Annotated in this window: 20 protein-coding genes and 2 pseudogenes; 6 read left to right on the forward strand and 16 right to left on the reverse strand. The window is 35.0% G+C overall.

Annotated elements, in window-relative coordinates; all coding sequences use genetic code 11:
• Nucleotides 1-73: 73 nt before the first annotated feature.
• The 9 genes and pseudogenes from MKY30_RS18610 to MKY30_RS18650 all read right to left on the reverse strand — a co-directional run bounded on the left by MKY30_RS18610 (nucleotide 74) and on the right by MKY30_RS18650 (nucleotide 6,741).
• Entirely contained in the window at nucleotides 74-1,063 is a 990-nt protein-coding gene (locus MKY30_RS18610) for a sensor histidine kinase (RefSeq protein ID WP_341085054.1), read from the reverse strand.
• Nucleotide 1,064: 1 nt separating this feature from the next.
• Nucleotides 1,065-1,736 carry a response regulator transcription factor gene (locus MKY30_RS18615; RefSeq protein ID WP_341085056.1) on the reverse strand — a complete coding sequence of 224 codons (672 nt, stop codon included), beginning with the start codon at nucleotides 1,734-1,736 and terminating at the stop codon, nucleotides 1,065-1,067.
• A gap of 238 nt (nucleotides 1,737-1,974) precedes the next feature.
• Entirely contained in the window at nucleotides 1,975-2,469 is a 495-nt protein-coding gene (locus MKY30_RS18620) for a GNAT family N-acetyltransferase (protein WP_341085057.1), read from the reverse strand.
• 397 nt (nucleotides 2,470-2,866) lie between these two features.
• Nucleotides 2,867-3,166, reverse strand: coding sequence for an SDR family NAD(P)-dependent oxidoreductase (locus tag MKY30_RS18625; RefSeq protein WP_341085058.1), 300 nt, complete (start codon nucleotides 3,164-3,166; stop codon nucleotides 2,867-2,869).
• Nucleotides 3,167-3,537: 371 nt separating this feature from the next.
• Nucleotides 3,538-4,404, reverse strand: coding sequence for an intracellular short-chain-length polyhydroxyalkanoate depolymerase (phaZ, locus tag MKY30_RS18630; protein ID WP_341085060.1), 867 nt, complete (start codon nucleotides 4,402-4,404; stop codon nucleotides 3,538-3,540).
• Nucleotides 4,405-5,121: 717 nt separating this feature from the next.
• Nucleotides 5,122-5,385 carry a hypothetical protein gene (locus MKY30_RS18635; RefSeq protein ID WP_341085062.1) on the reverse strand — a complete coding sequence of 88 codons (264 nt, stop codon included), beginning with the start codon at nucleotides 5,383-5,385 and terminating at the stop codon, nucleotides 5,122-5,124.
• Nucleotides 5,386-5,435: 50 nt separating this feature from the next.
• Complete coding sequence (locus tag MKY30_RS18640; protein ID WP_341085065.1) at nucleotides 5,436-5,693, reverse strand: hypothetical protein; 258 nt, start codon at nucleotides 5,691-5,693, stop codon at nucleotides 5,436-5,438.
• Nucleotides 5,694-6,112: 419 nt separating this feature from the next.
• Nucleotides 6,113-6,494: pseudogene (locus tag MKY30_RS18645) on the reverse strand (MFS transporter); the annotation flags it as partial.
• 13 nt (nucleotides 6,495-6,507) lie between these two features.
• Nucleotides 6,508-6,741 carry a hypothetical protein gene (locus tag MKY30_RS18650; protein WP_339282191.1) on the reverse strand — a complete coding sequence of 78 codons (234 nt, stop codon included), beginning with the start codon at nucleotides 6,739-6,741 and terminating at the stop codon, nucleotides 6,508-6,510.
• Between MKY30_RS18650 and MKY30_RS18655 the strand changes: the two genes are divergently transcribed.
• Both MKY30_RS18655 and MKY30_RS18660 read left to right on the forward strand, forming a co-directional pair.
• Entirely contained in the window at nucleotides 6,740-7,150 is a 411-nt protein-coding gene (locus MKY30_RS18655) for a LysR substrate-binding domain-containing protein (RefSeq protein WP_341085066.1), read from the forward strand. The genes MKY30_RS18650 and MKY30_RS18655 overlap by 2 nt on opposite strands.
• Nucleotides 7,140-7,496, forward strand: coding sequence for a winged helix-turn-helix transcriptional regulator (locus tag MKY30_RS18660; protein ID WP_339282193.1), 357 nt, complete (start codon nucleotides 7,140-7,142; stop codon nucleotides 7,494-7,496). Before MKY30_RS18655 ends, MKY30_RS18660 begins: the two co-directional genes overlap by 11 nt.
• Before the next feature lie 84 nt (nucleotides 7,497-7,580).
• Here MKY30_RS18660 and MKY30_RS18665 read toward each other — a convergent pair whose 3' ends face one another.
• Nucleotides 7,581-7,997 carry an Lrp/AsnC family transcriptional regulator gene (locus MKY30_RS18665; RefSeq protein WP_147207710.1) on the reverse strand — a complete coding sequence of 139 codons (417 nt, stop codon included), beginning with the start codon at nucleotides 7,995-7,997 and terminating at the stop codon, nucleotides 7,581-7,583.
• Nucleotides 7,998-8,107: 110 nt separating this feature from the next.
• Between MKY30_RS18665 and MKY30_RS18670 the strand changes: the two genes are divergently transcribed.
• Nucleotides 8,108-9,160: an alkene reductase gene (locus MKY30_RS18670; RefSeq protein WP_147207709.1), complete on the forward strand. Its 1,053-nt coding sequence runs from the start codon at nucleotides 8,108-8,110 to the stop codon at nucleotides 9,158-9,160.
• Between the two features lie 132 nt (nucleotides 9,161-9,292).
• Here the strand turns inward: MKY30_RS18670 and MKY30_RS18675 are convergent, their stop codons facing one another.
• The 5 genes and pseudogenes from MKY30_RS18675 to MKY30_RS18695 all read right to left on the reverse strand — a co-directional run bounded on the left by MKY30_RS18675 (nucleotide 9,293) and on the right by MKY30_RS18695 (nucleotide 12,214).
• Nucleotides 9,293-9,688, reverse strand: coding sequence for a RidA family protein (locus tag MKY30_RS18675; protein WP_341085067.1), 396 nt, complete (start codon nucleotides 9,686-9,688; stop codon nucleotides 9,293-9,295).
• Between the two features lie 217 nt (nucleotides 9,689-9,905).
• Nucleotides 9,906-10,718: an alpha/beta fold hydrolase gene (locus MKY30_RS18680; RefSeq protein ID WP_147207707.1), complete on the reverse strand. Its 813-nt coding sequence runs from the start codon at nucleotides 10,716-10,718 to the stop codon at nucleotides 9,906-9,908.
• 105 nt (nucleotides 10,719-10,823) lie between these two features.
• A complete protein-coding gene (locus tag MKY30_RS18685; protein WP_147207706.1) occupies nucleotides 10,824-11,450 on the reverse strand; it encodes a nitroreductase family protein in 627 nt (208 codons plus the stop codon).
• Between the two features lie 59 nt (nucleotides 11,451-11,509).
• Nucleotides 11,510-12,061 (reverse strand): annotated as a pseudogene (locus MKY30_RS18690) (SDR family NAD(P)-dependent oxidoreductase); the annotation flags it as partial.
• Nucleotides 12,062-12,079: 18 nt separating this feature from the next.
• The gene (locus MKY30_RS18695; protein WP_341085069.1) at nucleotides 12,080-12,214 is read right to left on the reverse strand and encodes a hypothetical protein; all 135 of its coding nucleotides are present in this window, start codon (nucleotides 12,212-12,214) and stop codon (nucleotides 12,080-12,082) included.
• Nucleotides 12,215-12,473: 259 nt separating this feature from the next.
• Between MKY30_RS18695 and MKY30_RS18700 the strand changes: the two genes are divergently transcribed.
• Nucleotides 12,474-12,839: a winged helix-turn-helix transcriptional regulator gene (locus MKY30_RS18700; protein ID WP_147207705.1), complete on the forward strand. Its 366-nt coding sequence runs from the start codon at nucleotides 12,474-12,476 to the stop codon at nucleotides 12,837-12,839.
• Between the two features lie 32 nt (nucleotides 12,840-12,871).
• Here MKY30_RS18700 and MKY30_RS18705 read toward each other — a convergent pair whose 3' ends face one another.
• A complete protein-coding gene (locus tag MKY30_RS18705) occupies nucleotides 12,872-13,432 on the reverse strand; it encodes an NAD(P)H-dependent oxidoreductase (protein WP_147207704.1) in 561 nt (186 codons plus the stop codon).
• A gap of 371 nt (nucleotides 13,433-13,803) precedes the next feature.
• Between MKY30_RS18705 and MKY30_RS18710 the strand changes: the two genes are divergently transcribed.
• Both MKY30_RS18710 and MKY30_RS18715 read left to right on the forward strand, forming a co-directional pair.
• Nucleotides 13,804-14,181 (forward strand): hypothetical protein, encoded by a 378-nt coding sequence (locus MKY30_RS18710; protein WP_156985325.1) that lies wholly within the window; start codon nucleotides 13,804-13,806, stop codon nucleotides 14,179-14,181.
• Nucleotides 14,182-14,200: 19 nt separating this feature from the next.
• Nucleotides 14,201-14,785, forward strand: coding sequence for a PadR family transcriptional regulator (locus tag MKY30_RS18715; protein ID WP_339282197.1), 585 nt, complete (start codon nucleotides 14,201-14,203; stop codon nucleotides 14,783-14,785).
• Nucleotides 14,786-15,037: the final 252 nt, after the last annotated feature.

Here is a 15,037-nt window from a genome sequence, read left to right on the forward strand (position 1 = left end):
CAAAAAAGAGAAATGTCAATCTACAGTTCTATCTGACATTTCTCTTTTGTTTCTAACATTTTTGTTAGATTGGCTATTCTGTTGTCATTTGTTTATCATCAAACACGATAGAAACCTTTGTTCCTTTTTTAGGCTCCGATTCAATTTTTATTTGATGCCCCAATTTCGCCAGAATCTGCTTGGAAAGATGAAGCCCAATTCCGCTGGCACTCTTATGCTGCCGACCTGTAAATCCTGTGAAATTTCTTTCTCCTACGCGAGGAATATCCTCCGGGTGAATGCCGATACCTGTATCCTCTACCACAACAGCGTTTTTTTCCAAGTAAATAGAGATAGAACCATCATTCGTATATTTCAAGGCATTGGATAGAATTTGTTCCAACACAAAACTCAGCCATTTTGAATCAGTGATTATTTGCTGATCTATCCCCTCATAATGAACAGGCAGTTTTTTTCGAATAAAGATGGGAGCATATTTCTTTATTGTTTCACGGACAATCGCATCCAGGTCCACCTTTTGAAAATGATAATCTGTCGAAGCACTTCCTAAACGCACATACTGTAATATCAATTCTACATACTGTTCAATTTTGAATAGCTGTTCCTTCATTTCTTCGGACACTTTATCATTGTCCTCATCTTGAAGTATTAAATGAAGAGCAGAAATGGGTATCTTTATTTGGTGTACCCACATGGTGAAATAATCTAAGATTTCCTGCTCGTTTTGTGTTTTTATATTTTCCAGATGAGAAAATGCTGCATTCAATTTTTCCAATAGAGCTTGATAGTCACTTTCTATTAAATTGGCCGACGACGGTAACTGCTCTATCTCAACATGCGTTTGTGCTTGATGAAATGTTAGCTCTTTGTGACTGCTGTAGTAGTTATAAAAATGAAAACCAGCAGCTGCAATTCCAATAAATCCGCATAATGCCAGCCAAAGAATAGAACGCTCTAATGGCACCTGATACAAATAACCAATAATGATGTTTATCAAGCCAAACAAAATCCATAATGCAATCGGTATTTTACAATTGTTCAAATACGTTAAAAAGATTTTCATGTTATCCCTCTATAATATATCCTTCGCCTTTTTTGGTTGTAATAAAATTAACCAATCCCATCTGATCCAATTTCTTTCGTAAGCGGTTCACATTTGTATATAACGCACTATCATCTACAAAGCTGTCTGATTCCCACAAAGTTATCATCAATTCATCACGTTTGATGATTTTCCCTCTATTTTCAAGGAGCTTTTGAAAAATTTTAGCTTCATTCTTCGTTAATTCCGCTGTTTCATTCTCATAAGAAATCGTAAAATTATTCACATTAAAAATTAGCCCTTGATGCTCGATTAGATTGCTGGAGCCACTAAAATCATAAGCCCGACGTAGAATAGCATGAACTTTTGCCATCAATACTTCTAAATCAAAAGGTTTGGTTATATAATCATCCGCCCCCATTTCAACTGCGCGAACAATATTTAAATTGTCTGAAGCAGAAGAAATAAAAATAATAGGGATTTTCGATACCTTTCGTATTTCTCCACACCAATAATACCCATTAAAAAATGGAAGTGAAATATCCATCAGTACCAATTGAGGATCAAATGCAATAATTTCAGAAAGAACATTCTGAAAGTCTTGTACTACCGCTCCTTCATATCCCCACTTCTCCATATGCTCTTTTATTTTTTTAGATATGACTGAATCATCTTCCACGATAAATATTTTCAACTTATCAGTCCCTTCTAATTAATCTTCATGAAATTTTACTTTTATAATGTATCTCTTCATAATCAATTATCTCAAGAATATTTGGACCATAATTTTAGCGGTCAGGAAACCAGATTTATCTTACTATGAAGCATAGCTTTCTGAAAACCTGGACAAAGCCAGGGGTTTTAAACTAGAATAAATCCAACTGAAAATAATGTCCAGTTGGATTGAATAAAATAAATTACTGGTCTGAAGATTAATTATCATTTAAACTTTTCTCCATCGATAATAAAGGGCATTCTTTTTTTCCAATCATGATAATTTGCTCCGAGGACAAAAGAAACCCTTTTTTCTTATAAATACTTATCGCCTTTTTATTATCAGATAAGACTTCCAAACACAAAAAATCTTTTTTCATTTCTTTAGCAGCATCCTCGACATACTGCATAAATTTTGAACCGGCACCCAGACCTTTATATTGGTTTAAAATATATACTCGTTCCATTTTTAAATAGTTTGGTTGGATCGTGTACATTCTGTAGCCGATTATTTCATCATTATTTTGTATAAAAAGAAAATGATAATTTGACTGATTTAATTCTCTCATCAGATTATCTTTGCTGTATGTGATATTTACATATTCATTGACGTTGACTTCACCTAATATGTAATTAAAAGCTTGTCTGTATGTTAATTTACTAATCTCTTGTAATTTATCGACATCATATGTTTGACATGTTATAAATTCCATAGAAACACCCTCTATGATTAAATACCCCTGTTAATTATCATTATTTTAACTAATTTTACGTATCTTCATGTAATAGAATAATCCCAATTATATCTTACTGAATGATTTTAAGCATCTCTTTATTTGGAAAACACGTTGAAAATCGTAAGTGTCCTCTAAAGTAAATTAGATTCATCTTTTTGAAGTTGTGACAGCTCTACACTTACATTCCATAGATTTTTTTGATTCTCTTTGTTATAGGAAAGAGCAGAAGTTTTCATTTCTTTTTTGCCCTCAAAGTACCTTCCAGTGACATACTTTAATTGATTATCCATTACTAATGAAGCTAAAGCCTTACCCGATTTAGCAACGCTATTTATATTTGTAGGAAAAATTACAAATAAGCCAAGAAAATATTTTAATACAAATCTTGAAATAGGGTGATAGGTTCTGGCATGCCGGTTTTCTTCTCCGGGTCATGCGTACCGCTGCTGACAAAAACAATTCTTCCGTCTTTATCCATTCTATCAAGTAATAAGTTCACTAGAAGAAAATGGCTCAAACGATTTACTGCAAAGGTTTCTTCAAAACCTTCCTTGGAATAATGCGTCTGATCCACAAATTGCACTCCCGCGTTACAAACTACTGCATATAGTGGTGGCAGGTTTGATAAACTATTAGCAAAATCTCTGACTGATTTCAAAGAAGAAAGGTCCATTTCTGCATAGGAAATAAAGATTTTACTGCCTCACTTGCTTTTAACTGATTTCTGCAAGCTTATCATCATATCCTGGGAAAATATGAAAATATAGAGAAATACTTAATGGCAAAAGGAGTTGACAAACGAATTTTAGATAGTGTGAAGGAAAAACTTAAGTCATAGTTCACTAGTGACATTAATTATCGGACAGTTAAACCAGATGCGAATGTAAAATGAATAGGCAGGAAATGCAAGCAGCGGCTCCTAAAAACCCGCTGCTTTTTCTTTTTTCAATCAAACACAAACTGGTTCATACAACTTGAAATTCCAATTCATGTTTCTTTGCCGAAGAAAAAAATAAATAGTTGAAGAAGAATTTCCAGAAGTAATCAAACTTTTAAATTTAAAAATGTATAGGTTTCTTTCAAAACTACTTCTAAATTATCTATCAACAAAGCGTGTCCGGCATTTACCGACGCATAACGAAAATCAATTCCAGCTTCTTGTAAGTCCTCTATTATTTCTAACGTCATTATCTCCGATACGATCAAATCATTTTTTCCCCAAATTACTAAAATAGGAGCCGCGAGATTACGTATTTCCCCAGTCCCATCAGCTACACCATTGGATACTGTACTTATATTGAAAACATTCGCTGCATATGCTGCATCGAGTATATTCCTTTGCTGTGTTGCACTTTTTAAATACTTTTGATACTGTTCTTCATTTGGCTGGTTAACGGAATAAAGCACCTGATCCATAGCTGCTCTAAAAAAAGCTTGATTATTCATTTTCTGAGCATCTAACATCATATTTAATCCTGGATCTTTTACTAATTGCTCTCGGGAATGAATTCTTTTACCCTCTGTATTAAAAGCTGGATACCCTCGTGTAGACATGGAAGAAAGCAATACGATTTTTTGAACATAGTCTGGATAATCAATTGCAAACTGCATGGCTACACCGCCTCCATTGGACCAGCCCATTAAAGAAAACATTTTCAAATCTAATTTATCAACAAGCTGTTTAATATCATCAGAGAAATCCTTGATTGAATTTACCGGCTGATGATAGGTTGATTGTCCATACCCGCGTAAATCAATCGCATAAACTGTAAAGACAGGATCTATTTCTTTAAGCAGCAAATCCCATTGAGCGGAAGATGCCATATTTCCATGAATTAATAATAGAACACGCTCCCCGCCGTCTCTTTTTACATAAAATAGATTTTCACCAGTATCCAATGTGATATTCATAAGTACCCTCCTTTTTCTAATTCCAAATCCTTTAATGACTTCATCTTCACCGTGAAAGTATATAGTTATGTTAAATGATTGCCATATTGAATCCCCTTTCATTATACATTAAAATATTATTTATAGATTATCAGCTCAAAAATCAACTCATGAATCTAATCATGGGTTATTGGTATACCCTCTATCTCATAGTCGAACAATTGCCGCAATGTATGAATGGTCCAACAAATACCGCCAATTGTTATTTACCGTTCTATATAGTTGGGTACGTTATCAGCTAATTAGTCACAATATCTATGGAACAAATCAGCAGGATTAATATATCCTCAATTAGTGGATAACAACCTTCTCCTTGCAGCGATGGCAGCGTAATCCAAGAAAGGGTTATTATTCCGTATATTTCCAATAGATTCTCAGCGATTGATTTATATATTTTTCCAAAATCAAGCTCATCTAATCTCTTGCGGTAAAAATGGCCCTAATGTTGGTAGGAAACTTCAAATACATCAAACCTCGCCCTAACTTTAGGTCGAGTTTAAAATTAGGTTGTTTAATTTTTTATAAAAAACGCTTCACCTGAACTATAAACAGTGTTTAAAAAACTAGGTTTTAATCTATTATATAGCCCATTTCTTGAACAATAAGGTTGGATTTTCAAAACTAAATCAAAAAATGCAATCCATCACAAAGCACCAAGCAAGATGCAGGGAGCAATACTTATAAATAACACAATACGAGATGCTGAATATGAGGTAAGGCTTCATTCGTTTGATTGTTATAGCCACATGGATTGGATTCAACCGTTTCAAATTCAAAACCAGCCCAAATATATAATTGTATGGCCCTGATACTCCAGATTTGTGTTGGGATGTACATCATACAATCACCTTCTATCTCAACCATTCGTTTGACGCCTTCCGCGATAAGCGCCTTTCTTAATCCGAGACCTTGATATTCAGATTTAACAGGGACCCAACGCATAACCGGATAGTGCCGCTTTCCGGTATAACCCCACCAAGAAGTGAAATTTGCTATTTTTTCTCCAACTTCATTCTATATAAAAAAGTTCTCCATTCTGCTTTATATGGAACAAACTCTTCTTCAAAGTATCCAGCATCTTTTACACGCTCAAAAGTATCTGCAGATTTTTCAATTTCACCCCAAGCAAGTGCATCTCCATCTTGGTAATTCACAAAAGAGAATTCCTTTGGTAACGCACTGTTAAGAATAGGTGAACCTGAATTTCTCTTTAAAATAACTGTAAACAGTTTTAAGCTTTTATTAAACATGCTCTTCCCTCTGTGTATTTGTTTTGAGCACGGAAGAAAATTAGAAAGTAAACTTAATTCATCACACGTGCTCCATTACTATAAAGTCTTTGATTGATTTTAGTTTCCGTCATCATACTTTCTACAAAGATTACTTTTAGGCTAGCATGTAGATAAGTAACAGTAAGTAGAAAGAATATCTATAATTAAACTATCCTGTGTTCCATTAACTGGCTCGTTTGTTGCATACAGATTTTTTTATATTCTCATATTAAATATATACCATATAATTTACTCAATAACCATCCAGCCAGAATATTTTTCTAAAAGGAGTTCAGGCTGTGAAAATGGTGTATCTTTAGCAGTTGGCCGCTGCTTTGCTATTAAATAATTTAATCTTCAACAAATCAAAATACTGAAACTTAACTAACCATCATTCGTTATAGGGTTTTACCCTCCCTGCTTTCCTTCGTCTCCAAAGAACGTCCCCATGCAGATAAAATAACAAACACCACAAAGAATCATAACGGCACCAATCCAAGTTGTATGAATAAGTCCAATCGAGTCTGTAACTACACCACCTAAGTATGAACCTAATGCTATTCCTGCTTGAAAAGCTGCAATATTAATTGCTGAAGCAACATTTACAGCAGACGGAACAAAGCGTTCAGCTAATATCATGACATAAGATTGTAACACTGAAATACTCATAAAAGCCAATAACCCCATATATAATACGGTTATTAACCCAGCCGCTTTAAATGGAATGGTAAAATACATGACGAGTAGAATCACTGATTGCACCAGGAATATATAAATTATTTAAACAAGACTATCAAGGTATAATCTTACGTCTTTTGAAATCATCAAAAATATCCGTAAACATCTTCTGGGTATCAATATATTCATGAAAACCAAACCGCCGTGCTTTAGAACCATCCGCGAACATATCATAATCCCATGAAAAGACAAAATCTCCAAAGCCCCAGGAAGAAACATCTTTGTAAGGCGTCTCTGCAAGTCCATACTTAGCAATCATTTCTTCCCAAAGCGGTTCTTTATCTGCCATGATAACATCCAAGGACATTGGAAGCGGAAGGAATGTTTTCTCTGATTTTAAAAATACAGCCTGGGTTATTTTCCCGGAAGGCTGCCCCTTACGAAAAGCGAATAAAAGCTGGCTTCAAGATGATGGAATTTCGTTTGATAATACCATTGAAGTAAGTTCACTGGATACGATGCTGAGCTGTGTACGGGCAGGAATCGGCAATACACTTCTAACCGAATCGGTAGTAGATCAAAAGGATAAACAAATACAATTCTATCCAGTACCAGAGCAATTCAGATTCGTCACTTCCCGATTAGTTACTCGGAAAAGTCCATTTTTAAGCAAGGCATTTACAGCTTTTGCTGATTGCTTTGCAGAAGCTGATAAGAATGAAATGTATAAACAAGGAGAGAAGCTGCATGCAAACTGAATTTGACAAAACCTGTGTTCCAAACGGCATCGCTTTAAAAGACACCGGCTTTGGATATACATTATCCGTGATTGGCGGAAAATATAAAATGATTATTCTTTATTGGCTGTCTGAAAATGATGTCATGCGCTTTAATGCATTACAGCGAAATATAGCCTCTATCTCGTATAAAACACTAAGTGTTATGCTAAAAGAAATGGAAGAGGGTGGAATTGTCATGCGGAAAGAATACCCGCAAATTCCTCCAAAAGTGGAATATTCACTGACTGAGCTGGGCAGATCGCTTCTTCCAATATTAAATATGATGTGTGACTGGGGAGAAATGAATCAGAAAGTTACGCCTTGAACGAGAAAGCCTGCATTGCTTAAAATGATAAAAACCTGATGATTTTATTTCTGATCGTCAGGTTTTTATGATGAACTCTTATTCTTAATCGTTATTAACAGGATGATCACCCAGAACGGATAATATATTGGAAAAAGCAAACTGCGTTGTATCTTTGGAGATTTGCTCCAGCTCTTCCATACCTTCACAAACCACTTCGGCCATGTAATTATACTCTCCGCCAATCCTCCACAAATCTATGATATTGTTGTTTTCTTTACAGTAATTCGTTAACTTTTCACAGCTCTTGGTTTGAAATAGAACGAAACCATGTATTCCTTTATTAAGCTCTTTATGATTTACCTCGACCGTATAACGCTTTATTACATTATCTTCTAATCTCTCTATCCTCGTTTTCACAGCAGGAGATGACATGTTTATCTGTTTGCCGATTTCTGTGTATGTAAGTCTTGCATTTCTTTTTAATAAATCTAATATTTGGTGATCGATATGATCTAACATTCTTTTCTCCCCGCTTTCTTTAAAATTTAAAGTTTTTCATAGCATATACTTTAATCATCCCATTGTAAACAATACGGCATCAGATTAAACTTCAATATGAGGTGATCAATATGACACGTTCCATCTTCTCTAATTATAAAATCGGGAACTTAACATTAGATAACAGAATTGTAATGGCGCCAATGACAAGAGGATTTGCTGATGACGAAACAGGTGAAGTCAATTACCTGGTTGCAGACTACTATGGTAAACGGGCAAGATACGGTGCCGGCTTAATTATTACTGAAGGAATTGCTATAAATGAAACGGCCAAAGGAACCTACGGGATACCCGGCATATTCACGCATTGCCAGATGTTAAGCTGGCAAAAGGTTACAAGAGAAGTACATCAATATAAAACAAAAATCTTCGCTCAGCTCTGGCATGTAGGCAGAGTAAGCCATCAGGAAATTTTAAATGGGCACGCACCTGTCGCCCCCTCACCTATCAGCGCTAGCGGAAAGGTACATCGATTGAAGAAACCCTTCCAAACTCCCAGAGCTTTAACTAATACGGAAGTCTATCAAATAATAGACGATTACAGAGATGCAGCAAGAAATGCAATGGAAGCCGGATTTGACGGTGTTGAAATACATGCCGCACATGGTTATCTGATTGATCAGTTTATCAGCGAGAAAACGAATCAGCGTCAGGATGAGTTTGGCGGTTCTTTGCAAAACAGACTGCGGTTTTTAGATTTAATTATTAAAGAAGTAAAGAAGGTTGTTCCTAAAAATAGAATCAGCATTCGAATTTCCGAGAAGAAAGATGATGATACAGATTATGTATGGGAATATCCTGAAGAAATGGTATGTGCCATAACAGGGGTTCTTGCTAAACACCAGCTGAAAATCCTCCATCCGTCTGTAGAAAACTATGAGGATACGCTTCAAAATGATCTAAGATCGCTGCATACATTATTCAGGCAATACTGGGATGAAACACTTATCGCTGTCGGAAATATAGATCCTGAAAGAGGAGTAGACATTATTGAAGCTGATCAGGCAGACTTCGTAGCATTTGGGCAATTATTTATATCCAATCCAGATCTGGTTATTCGTCTGAAAGCAACTCGGGAGATTTTTCCGAATCAGACAAAGGATCAGCTTCCATGTTTAGTTTAGGAGTTTAAAGCTGGCGGTTTGCAAAAACCTATATACAATGCTTGTCTGTTCATTCTTTAAAAACAACAAAGCCATGAACTGCAAATTTGTAGTTCATGGCTTTGTCCAATAGGTAAAGTGTGCTGGTACTATTTAAATTTCAGCGGCCCATATCTCCATTTCAATCTTAATATCAGGCAAGCCAAGCTCTGAAATATATCCGATTGTCATTGCAGGATATGCTGTCTGAAACAGTTCATCCCATTCAGAATACAGGAAATCCCAATCAATGGATTCAGTTGCCCAGATATTCACCTTGATAATATTATCGCTGCTTATTTTTTCCGTTTCGAGGACGCTTTTTATATTGTTAAATGTATGCTTCACCTGTTCATTGAAGTCTTCCGGAATATTTCCTTGTTTATCAACACCAATTTGTCCGGAAGTCACGATGAGTTCGGCATTTTTTGGAACTCTCGTAATTTGAGTGTAGTTACCGACAGGACTCGGCATTTTTTCAGGGTTTTTTCTTACTATTTTTTCGTTCATTTTATTACCTCACCATCAAAAATTTATACTGCTTTATTCATTAAAAATAGACACACTTCACCAATTTGACTATTTTTAATGAAAATCAGCAGTAGAGTATCCATATCCGAATGATAAAAATGCAATTATTTTTTTCTTCATGAATTGGACACCCCTTTCTTTCAGATGGTAATGTACGTTTTTTTTAATATAACATAGTAAATGAAAAATATCTTATTTAAAGAAGCTGTAAAAATCTATTTAAATAGAAATCCATATCTTCCTGGACATCAATGAATAAATTGTGGCCTGCATCGTTTAAGACGGCAACTTCTAAATCATTTGAGCCATCCAGTAAACTTAATTGATCGTGATAACCAACGACTTGATCATTCTTCCCTAACAACGTAATTCCTTTGTATTTCGTACTACTTGAGACTAACTCCTCTTCAAATGAAAAAGAATAGTTTTTGAAATAATTTGATTGTAAATTATCCCAAAAATCACTGTTAAATTTAGTTAACCCTGGAATAATTGCTTTTTGATAGTTTTCCCATGCTTTGTTATTTATCAAAACATTCATGGAGAGAAAATCTTCATAGTAGCTTTCATTCGATTCAACAGATACTTTCTCCTGGAAAATATTTTTATGTTTTGCTGTTTTCCGATTATTTATATTCGCAATCAAGACAGGACAAGTAATAAACAAACTATTTACTTTTCCCTTCAGTTTATGGGCTAAACCGAAACACAGATACCCCCCATAGGAATGCCCGAACAATGATACAGCTTCATCTCCAGAATCAGCTACAATAAATTGTTGAATTGTATGTAAAATATCATCCGAGTTTTTTAAGTTTTCATTAACCCCAGATTCCCCCATCCCTGGTAAATCAATATAAACGCGTCTAATATTTTTATCAGCTAGAAATCTGTCATAAGTTTGCATCATGCTGGCAATATCAAGCCCTAATCCATGTAAAAAATAAATGGTTTTACCAGCTCCATACTCTTGATAATGAATTTTTACATTGTTTATAATCCTCTCCATCCATATTCCCCCCTGTATGTTCCGTTGATATTATACCATATGGGTATGAACAGGAGAATTTAACCCTCTACGGAGAAACCTTTCCCTGTGTGATTCCTGATTTCCCTATTCTATTGCATTAACAAATGTTATTTCTTCAACAGGATGTCTGACAGTAGCATGACCATCCTCTGCTCCCTTCCCAACACTTAATAACATAATATCTTCATAGTGTTCAGGAATATCCAAAGCTTCAAAAAGAGCAGTTTTATCATAGCCTGACATGGTAATCGTCTGATACCCTTTTTCATTTAAAAGAAGAACTAAGCTCATCGCCGCCAGACTGCCATCACGTACTAATTCTTTTACATAGCCCTGGTGAGACATACCTTGATAATATACAATGGCTGCATCCGTCAAAAGTGATTTGATTTCTTGATTAAAATAGCCTTTCTCAAATGCTTCATCCTGTATAGCACGGATATTTGCTGTTTCAAAAGCACGGTAATCACCCAATACAAAAATCAGATAACTGGATGTTTCCACCTGTTCTTGATTATTGGCAGCAGCTCTGACTTTAGTGCGCAATGCTTTATCTTCAATAAGTAAATATCGCGTGCTTTGAATGTTATTTCCATTTGGTGATTTGGATGCTAACTCAATCGCATCAAGTATTTCCTTTCTGGCAATTATAACGTTTGGGTTATAATGCCGTACCGATTTCCTGCTTAAAATAATATTTTTTAAAGTCACCTTTTATTCCTCCATACTCCATTTGTTTATACTGCCTCACTTTAACTGAATTTTTTCTTTTAAGCTCCAAATCCACCATCTACAGCTACGCATGTACCAGTAATAAATCGGCCACTTTCCCCAGCTAAATGAGCTACCGTTGCTGCAATATCTTCTCCCTCTCCAAAATGATCTAATGCCAGCAAACTTTTTATTTTTTCTGCATTTGGACCGTCAGATGAACTCATGTCCGTATTTATCGGACCTGGATCAACAACATTGACTGTTATCTTACGAGATCCTATATCTCGTGCAAGACCCTTCGTAAAACCAATCAAAGCTGATTTAGTCATGGAATATAAACTGAAATCTGGCTTAGGAACATGATAAGCAAAGCTGGAGCCAATGGAAATGATTCGTCCACCTTCTTTTAAGTATTTTAGTGCAGTTTGGGTAGTTATAAAAACGCCTCTTACATTCACATCGAGCGTATGATTCAATTCTTCTAATGTAACAGCTTCAGGTGGCCCAGCCGGAAAAATTCCTGCATTGTTGACTAGAATATCAAGCTGACCAAAGTAAGCTATTGTTTGTTCAACTGCTTCTGTAATTTCTCCGGGGTTGCCGCTATCTGCCCTAACCGCAACACCCTATTGACCTAGAGCCTTCATTTCCGACACTACCTTTTGCGCTTTTTCCTCAGCATGAACATAAGTAAATGCAACTTTCGCTTCCTCTTGAGCAATTTTTTTCACAATAGCTGCACCAATACCTCCTGCTCCCACCAGTGACGAATGCAACTTTATTTTTTAAATTCATTCTTTCCCCTCCTTTGTTATTAAGTACCTTTATTAAGTTCCGTATAGAGCAAAATCAATCTTTAAAGTAGATATGTGTTTAATAAATAGTATCTACTTTATGCCAAGCTTCTTTTAACATCACCACCTTATATTTTTGTTATAATCATAGTAACTTGAGTTTGTATAATTGAAAATACTGCACTTTGTTGTTACTAGGTTACTTTCAAGTAAGGGGTGAATTGTTTTGAATAAAGTTCATACAGGATTTGATGTGGTTCAAAATATCATAAGCGGAAAATGGAAAAGCATTATCCTTTATCAGCTCGGTTATGGAAATAAGCGGACTAAAGATTTACTTAAAATTTGTGAAGGCGTTTCTCATAAAGTATTGAATGAACAGTTAAAGCAATTACAAGCAGACGGTCTAATTAAGCGTGCTGTTTATGCAGACGAAGTTCCAATCAGAGTTGAATACAGTCTTACGGAGTATGGACGTTCCTTTTTGTCATTATTAAAAGAAATGTGTGATACCGGTGATGAACATCTTAAAAAACAAGGGATAACAACATATAACAATAAGGTTTGTGAGTACTATAATGAACATACATAAAACCCGTAGCAACTTGCCTCCGGGTTTTATGACTATAGATTATTCAAAAATGTTATATATTTCATTGTGTTACGCTCCAACCCATTTTCCCCAGGCTTTAACTCCTCCTCTTCTGTTCCACCCGGTTTTTTCTCTTCGCCGTAAAACGCATGAATAGAACGATAATCTGCCTTACAATAGAAAAAAGTGGTTTCAAATGGAATAAGTATTTGTTCTAACGTATGGCCATATCTCCCCTCTTTCCTATAATCGCTGGATCGGATACCTGCTGAAACCGCCAGCGCCACTTTCCGGTTTTTTAATTTGTCTCCGCCATTGGAACCGTAGGCCCAGCCGTAATCGAAAACTTCATCCATCCACTTCTTTAAAAGTGATGGACTATTAAACCATTGAATCGGGAATTGCAACACCAAGTTTTCATGCGATTCAATCAGCCCCCTTTCCTTTTCTACATCTATTTTTTCTGCTGGATAAGCTCTATATAATTCATGTACTGTATATTTTTCAGGATATTTTTTTAACTCCTCTACCCAACGTTTATTTACAGTAGATGTCTCGATACTCGGGTGAGCTGCTACAATAAGTGTTTTCATGTGTTTGCATCCTCCTTCAAATTTGTTTCTATTTGATTATAGAATGCAAACAAATCTTATGTAAGTACGCACTTTTAGGTGAGATACTGGTGTAAAGGTAAGTGTCTCTAAAAAATGTACTTAGTATTTTTAGACAAGGATTTATTTAATTGAATGTATTTTAAATTAGTTCATGTAATTTTTTAATTCTTTTAAAATCAGAAGTTACCTTATCAACATAGAAATTATACTCTCTTCTGCCTCCTTCTCAAATTTTTATATTTATAGAAATCAAAAAAATACTGACATTTCTCATTAATAATGTTACTATTAGATATATTACTAATAGTAATGTTATTTTATTCATCTAATTTTATCAAGGAGGTTTTGTAATGCTTTCTTTTTCAATAATAGGCGCCATCATTTTTGGATGTATTGCACTGTTGACGCTGCTCGTAACTTTGGGATACCCGTTAGGAGAATTTACTCTGGGTGGAAAATATAAAATATTACCTTCCAAAATGAGAATAATGAGCGGAATCTCGCTAATTATCCAAGCAGTTGCAATTATAGCTATACTTGATGCAGGCGAGGTAATTACTACGGTTTTTCCTTTTAATGTACAAAAGGGATTATGCATTTTCTTTGGATTTTATCTTTTATTAAATGTAGGGATGAATAGCTTATCTTCCAGTAAAAAGGAAAGATATTTAATGACGCCTTTATCTTTATTGGCATCTATTTGTTTTTTTGTCACAGGATTCTTTTAAATAAAGGAGATATATGATTATGGATAATATCATTTTAGGATTTCTGATGATTCAGGGATCGACGATTTATGAATTAAGGCAATTTATCAAAAAAAATCTCTCCACTGTCAGCAGTGATAGTACTGGAAGTATTCAAGCAGGCATAAATAAATTATTAAAAAAAGAATGGATTACCTACGAAGAACGAGTGGAAGGCGGCATAAATAAAAAAACATACTTTATCACCGAAGCAGGAAAAAATCACTTTAGAGAAAATATATCAACTCCTATGTTATATAAAGAAAAAAACATGGAATTAAGCAAGCTGTTCTTTCAAGGATTTGCAGATAGCTCCGAGCACGAGAAGTTTGTTAGTCGCTACATTGATGAATTAGAAAAGAATTTACATCACCTGGAAGCCATTAAAGCATCGATTGGTCAAAGAAATGATTTCGGTCCAGCGTTTATTAACAAGTTAAAAGAAGCTGGTGGCGCTACAGAATTTTTGACTGAAGACGGTTTGAAATCAATTGCCTTCTTCCAATATGCAACACTGGATTTAGGAATAGCGAAGATTAAATTTGAAATAGAATGGTTTAGAGAATTCCAGGCAACATTAAAATAGAAATGATAGAAATTGAACAAAATAATTAACTTTATTCACTCAGGCTGCTTACAAGCAACTAATTGCTTAGATAACTTTTTTCTGTTTGAATTTACTGCTTTTGCGAACATGTCATTATTTCAGACTAAAATTGTTCCATCTACCAAAGAGACACCTACTCTGGCAGATGCTCTCAACATCTCTGCATTTAACTTAGCTAATGCTGGAGGTTATTTTTTCTATTATTTTATTGATTTATGTAAGGAAGCAGCA

The sequence above is a fragment of the Oceanobacillus sp. FSL W8-0428 genome, assembly GCF_038004405.1.
Lineage (GTDB): Bacteria > Bacillota > Bacilli > Bacillales > Amphibacillaceae > Oceanobacillus > Oceanobacillus sojae.

Coding starts and splice junctions, on each gene's coding strand:
- MKY30_RS18610 (WP_341085054.1), bottom strand. CDS start 1,063: ATGAAAATCTTTTTAACGTATTTGAACAATTGTAAAATACCGATTGCA.
- MKY30_RS18620 (WP_341085057.1), bottom strand. CDS start 2,469: ATGGAATTTATAACATGTCAAACATATGATGTCGATAAATTACAAGAG.
- MKY30_RS18625 (WP_341085058.1), bottom strand. CDS start 3,166: ATGGACCTTTCTTCTTTGAAATCAGTCAGAGATTTTGCTAATAGTTTA.
- phaZ (WP_341085060.1), bottom strand. CDS start 4,404: ATGAATATCACATTGGATACTGGTGAAAATCTATTTTATGTAAAAAGA.
- MKY30_RS18635 (WP_341085062.1), bottom strand. CDS start 5,385: ATGCGTTGGGTCCCTGTTAAATCTGAATATCAAGGTCTCGGATTAAGA.
- MKY30_RS18640 (WP_341085065.1), bottom strand. CDS start 5,693: ATGTTTAATAAAAGCTTAAAACTGTTTACAGTTATTTTAAAGAGAAAT.
- MKY30_RS18655 (WP_341085066.1), top strand. CDS start 6,740: ATGATAACATCCAAGGACATTGGAAGCGGAAGGAATGTTTTCTCTGAT.
- MKY30_RS18650 (WP_339282191.1), bottom strand. CDS start 6,741: ATGGCAGATAAAGAACCGCTTTGGGAAGAAATGATTGCTAAGTATGGA.
- MKY30_RS18660 (WP_339282193.1), top strand. CDS start 7,140: ATGCAAACTGAATTTGACAAAACCTGTGTTCCAAACGGCATCGCTTTA.
- MKY30_RS18665 (WP_147207710.1), bottom strand. CDS start 7,997: ATGTTAGATCATATCGATCACCAAATATTAGATTTATTAAAAAGAAAT.
- MKY30_RS18670 (WP_147207709.1), top strand. CDS start 8,108: ATGACACGTTCCATCTTCTCTAATTATAAAATCGGGAACTTAACATTA.
- MKY30_RS18675 (WP_341085067.1), bottom strand. CDS start 9,688: ATGAACGAAAAAATAGTAAGAAAAAACCCTGAAAAAATGCCGAGTCCT.
- MKY30_RS18680 (WP_147207707.1), bottom strand. CDS start 10,718: ATGGAGAGGATTATAAACAATGTAAAAATTCATTATCAAGAGTATGGA.
- MKY30_RS18705 (WP_147207704.1), bottom strand. CDS start 13,432: ATGAAAACACTTATTGTAGCAGCTCACCCGAGTATCGAGACATCTACT.
- MKY30_RS18710 (WP_156985325.1), top strand. CDS start 13,804: ATGCTTTCTTTTTCAATAATAGGCGCCATCATTTTTGGATGTATTGCA.
- MKY30_RS18715 (WP_339282197.1), top strand. CDS start 14,201: ATGGATAATATCATTTTAGGATTTCTGATGATTCAGGGATCGACGATT.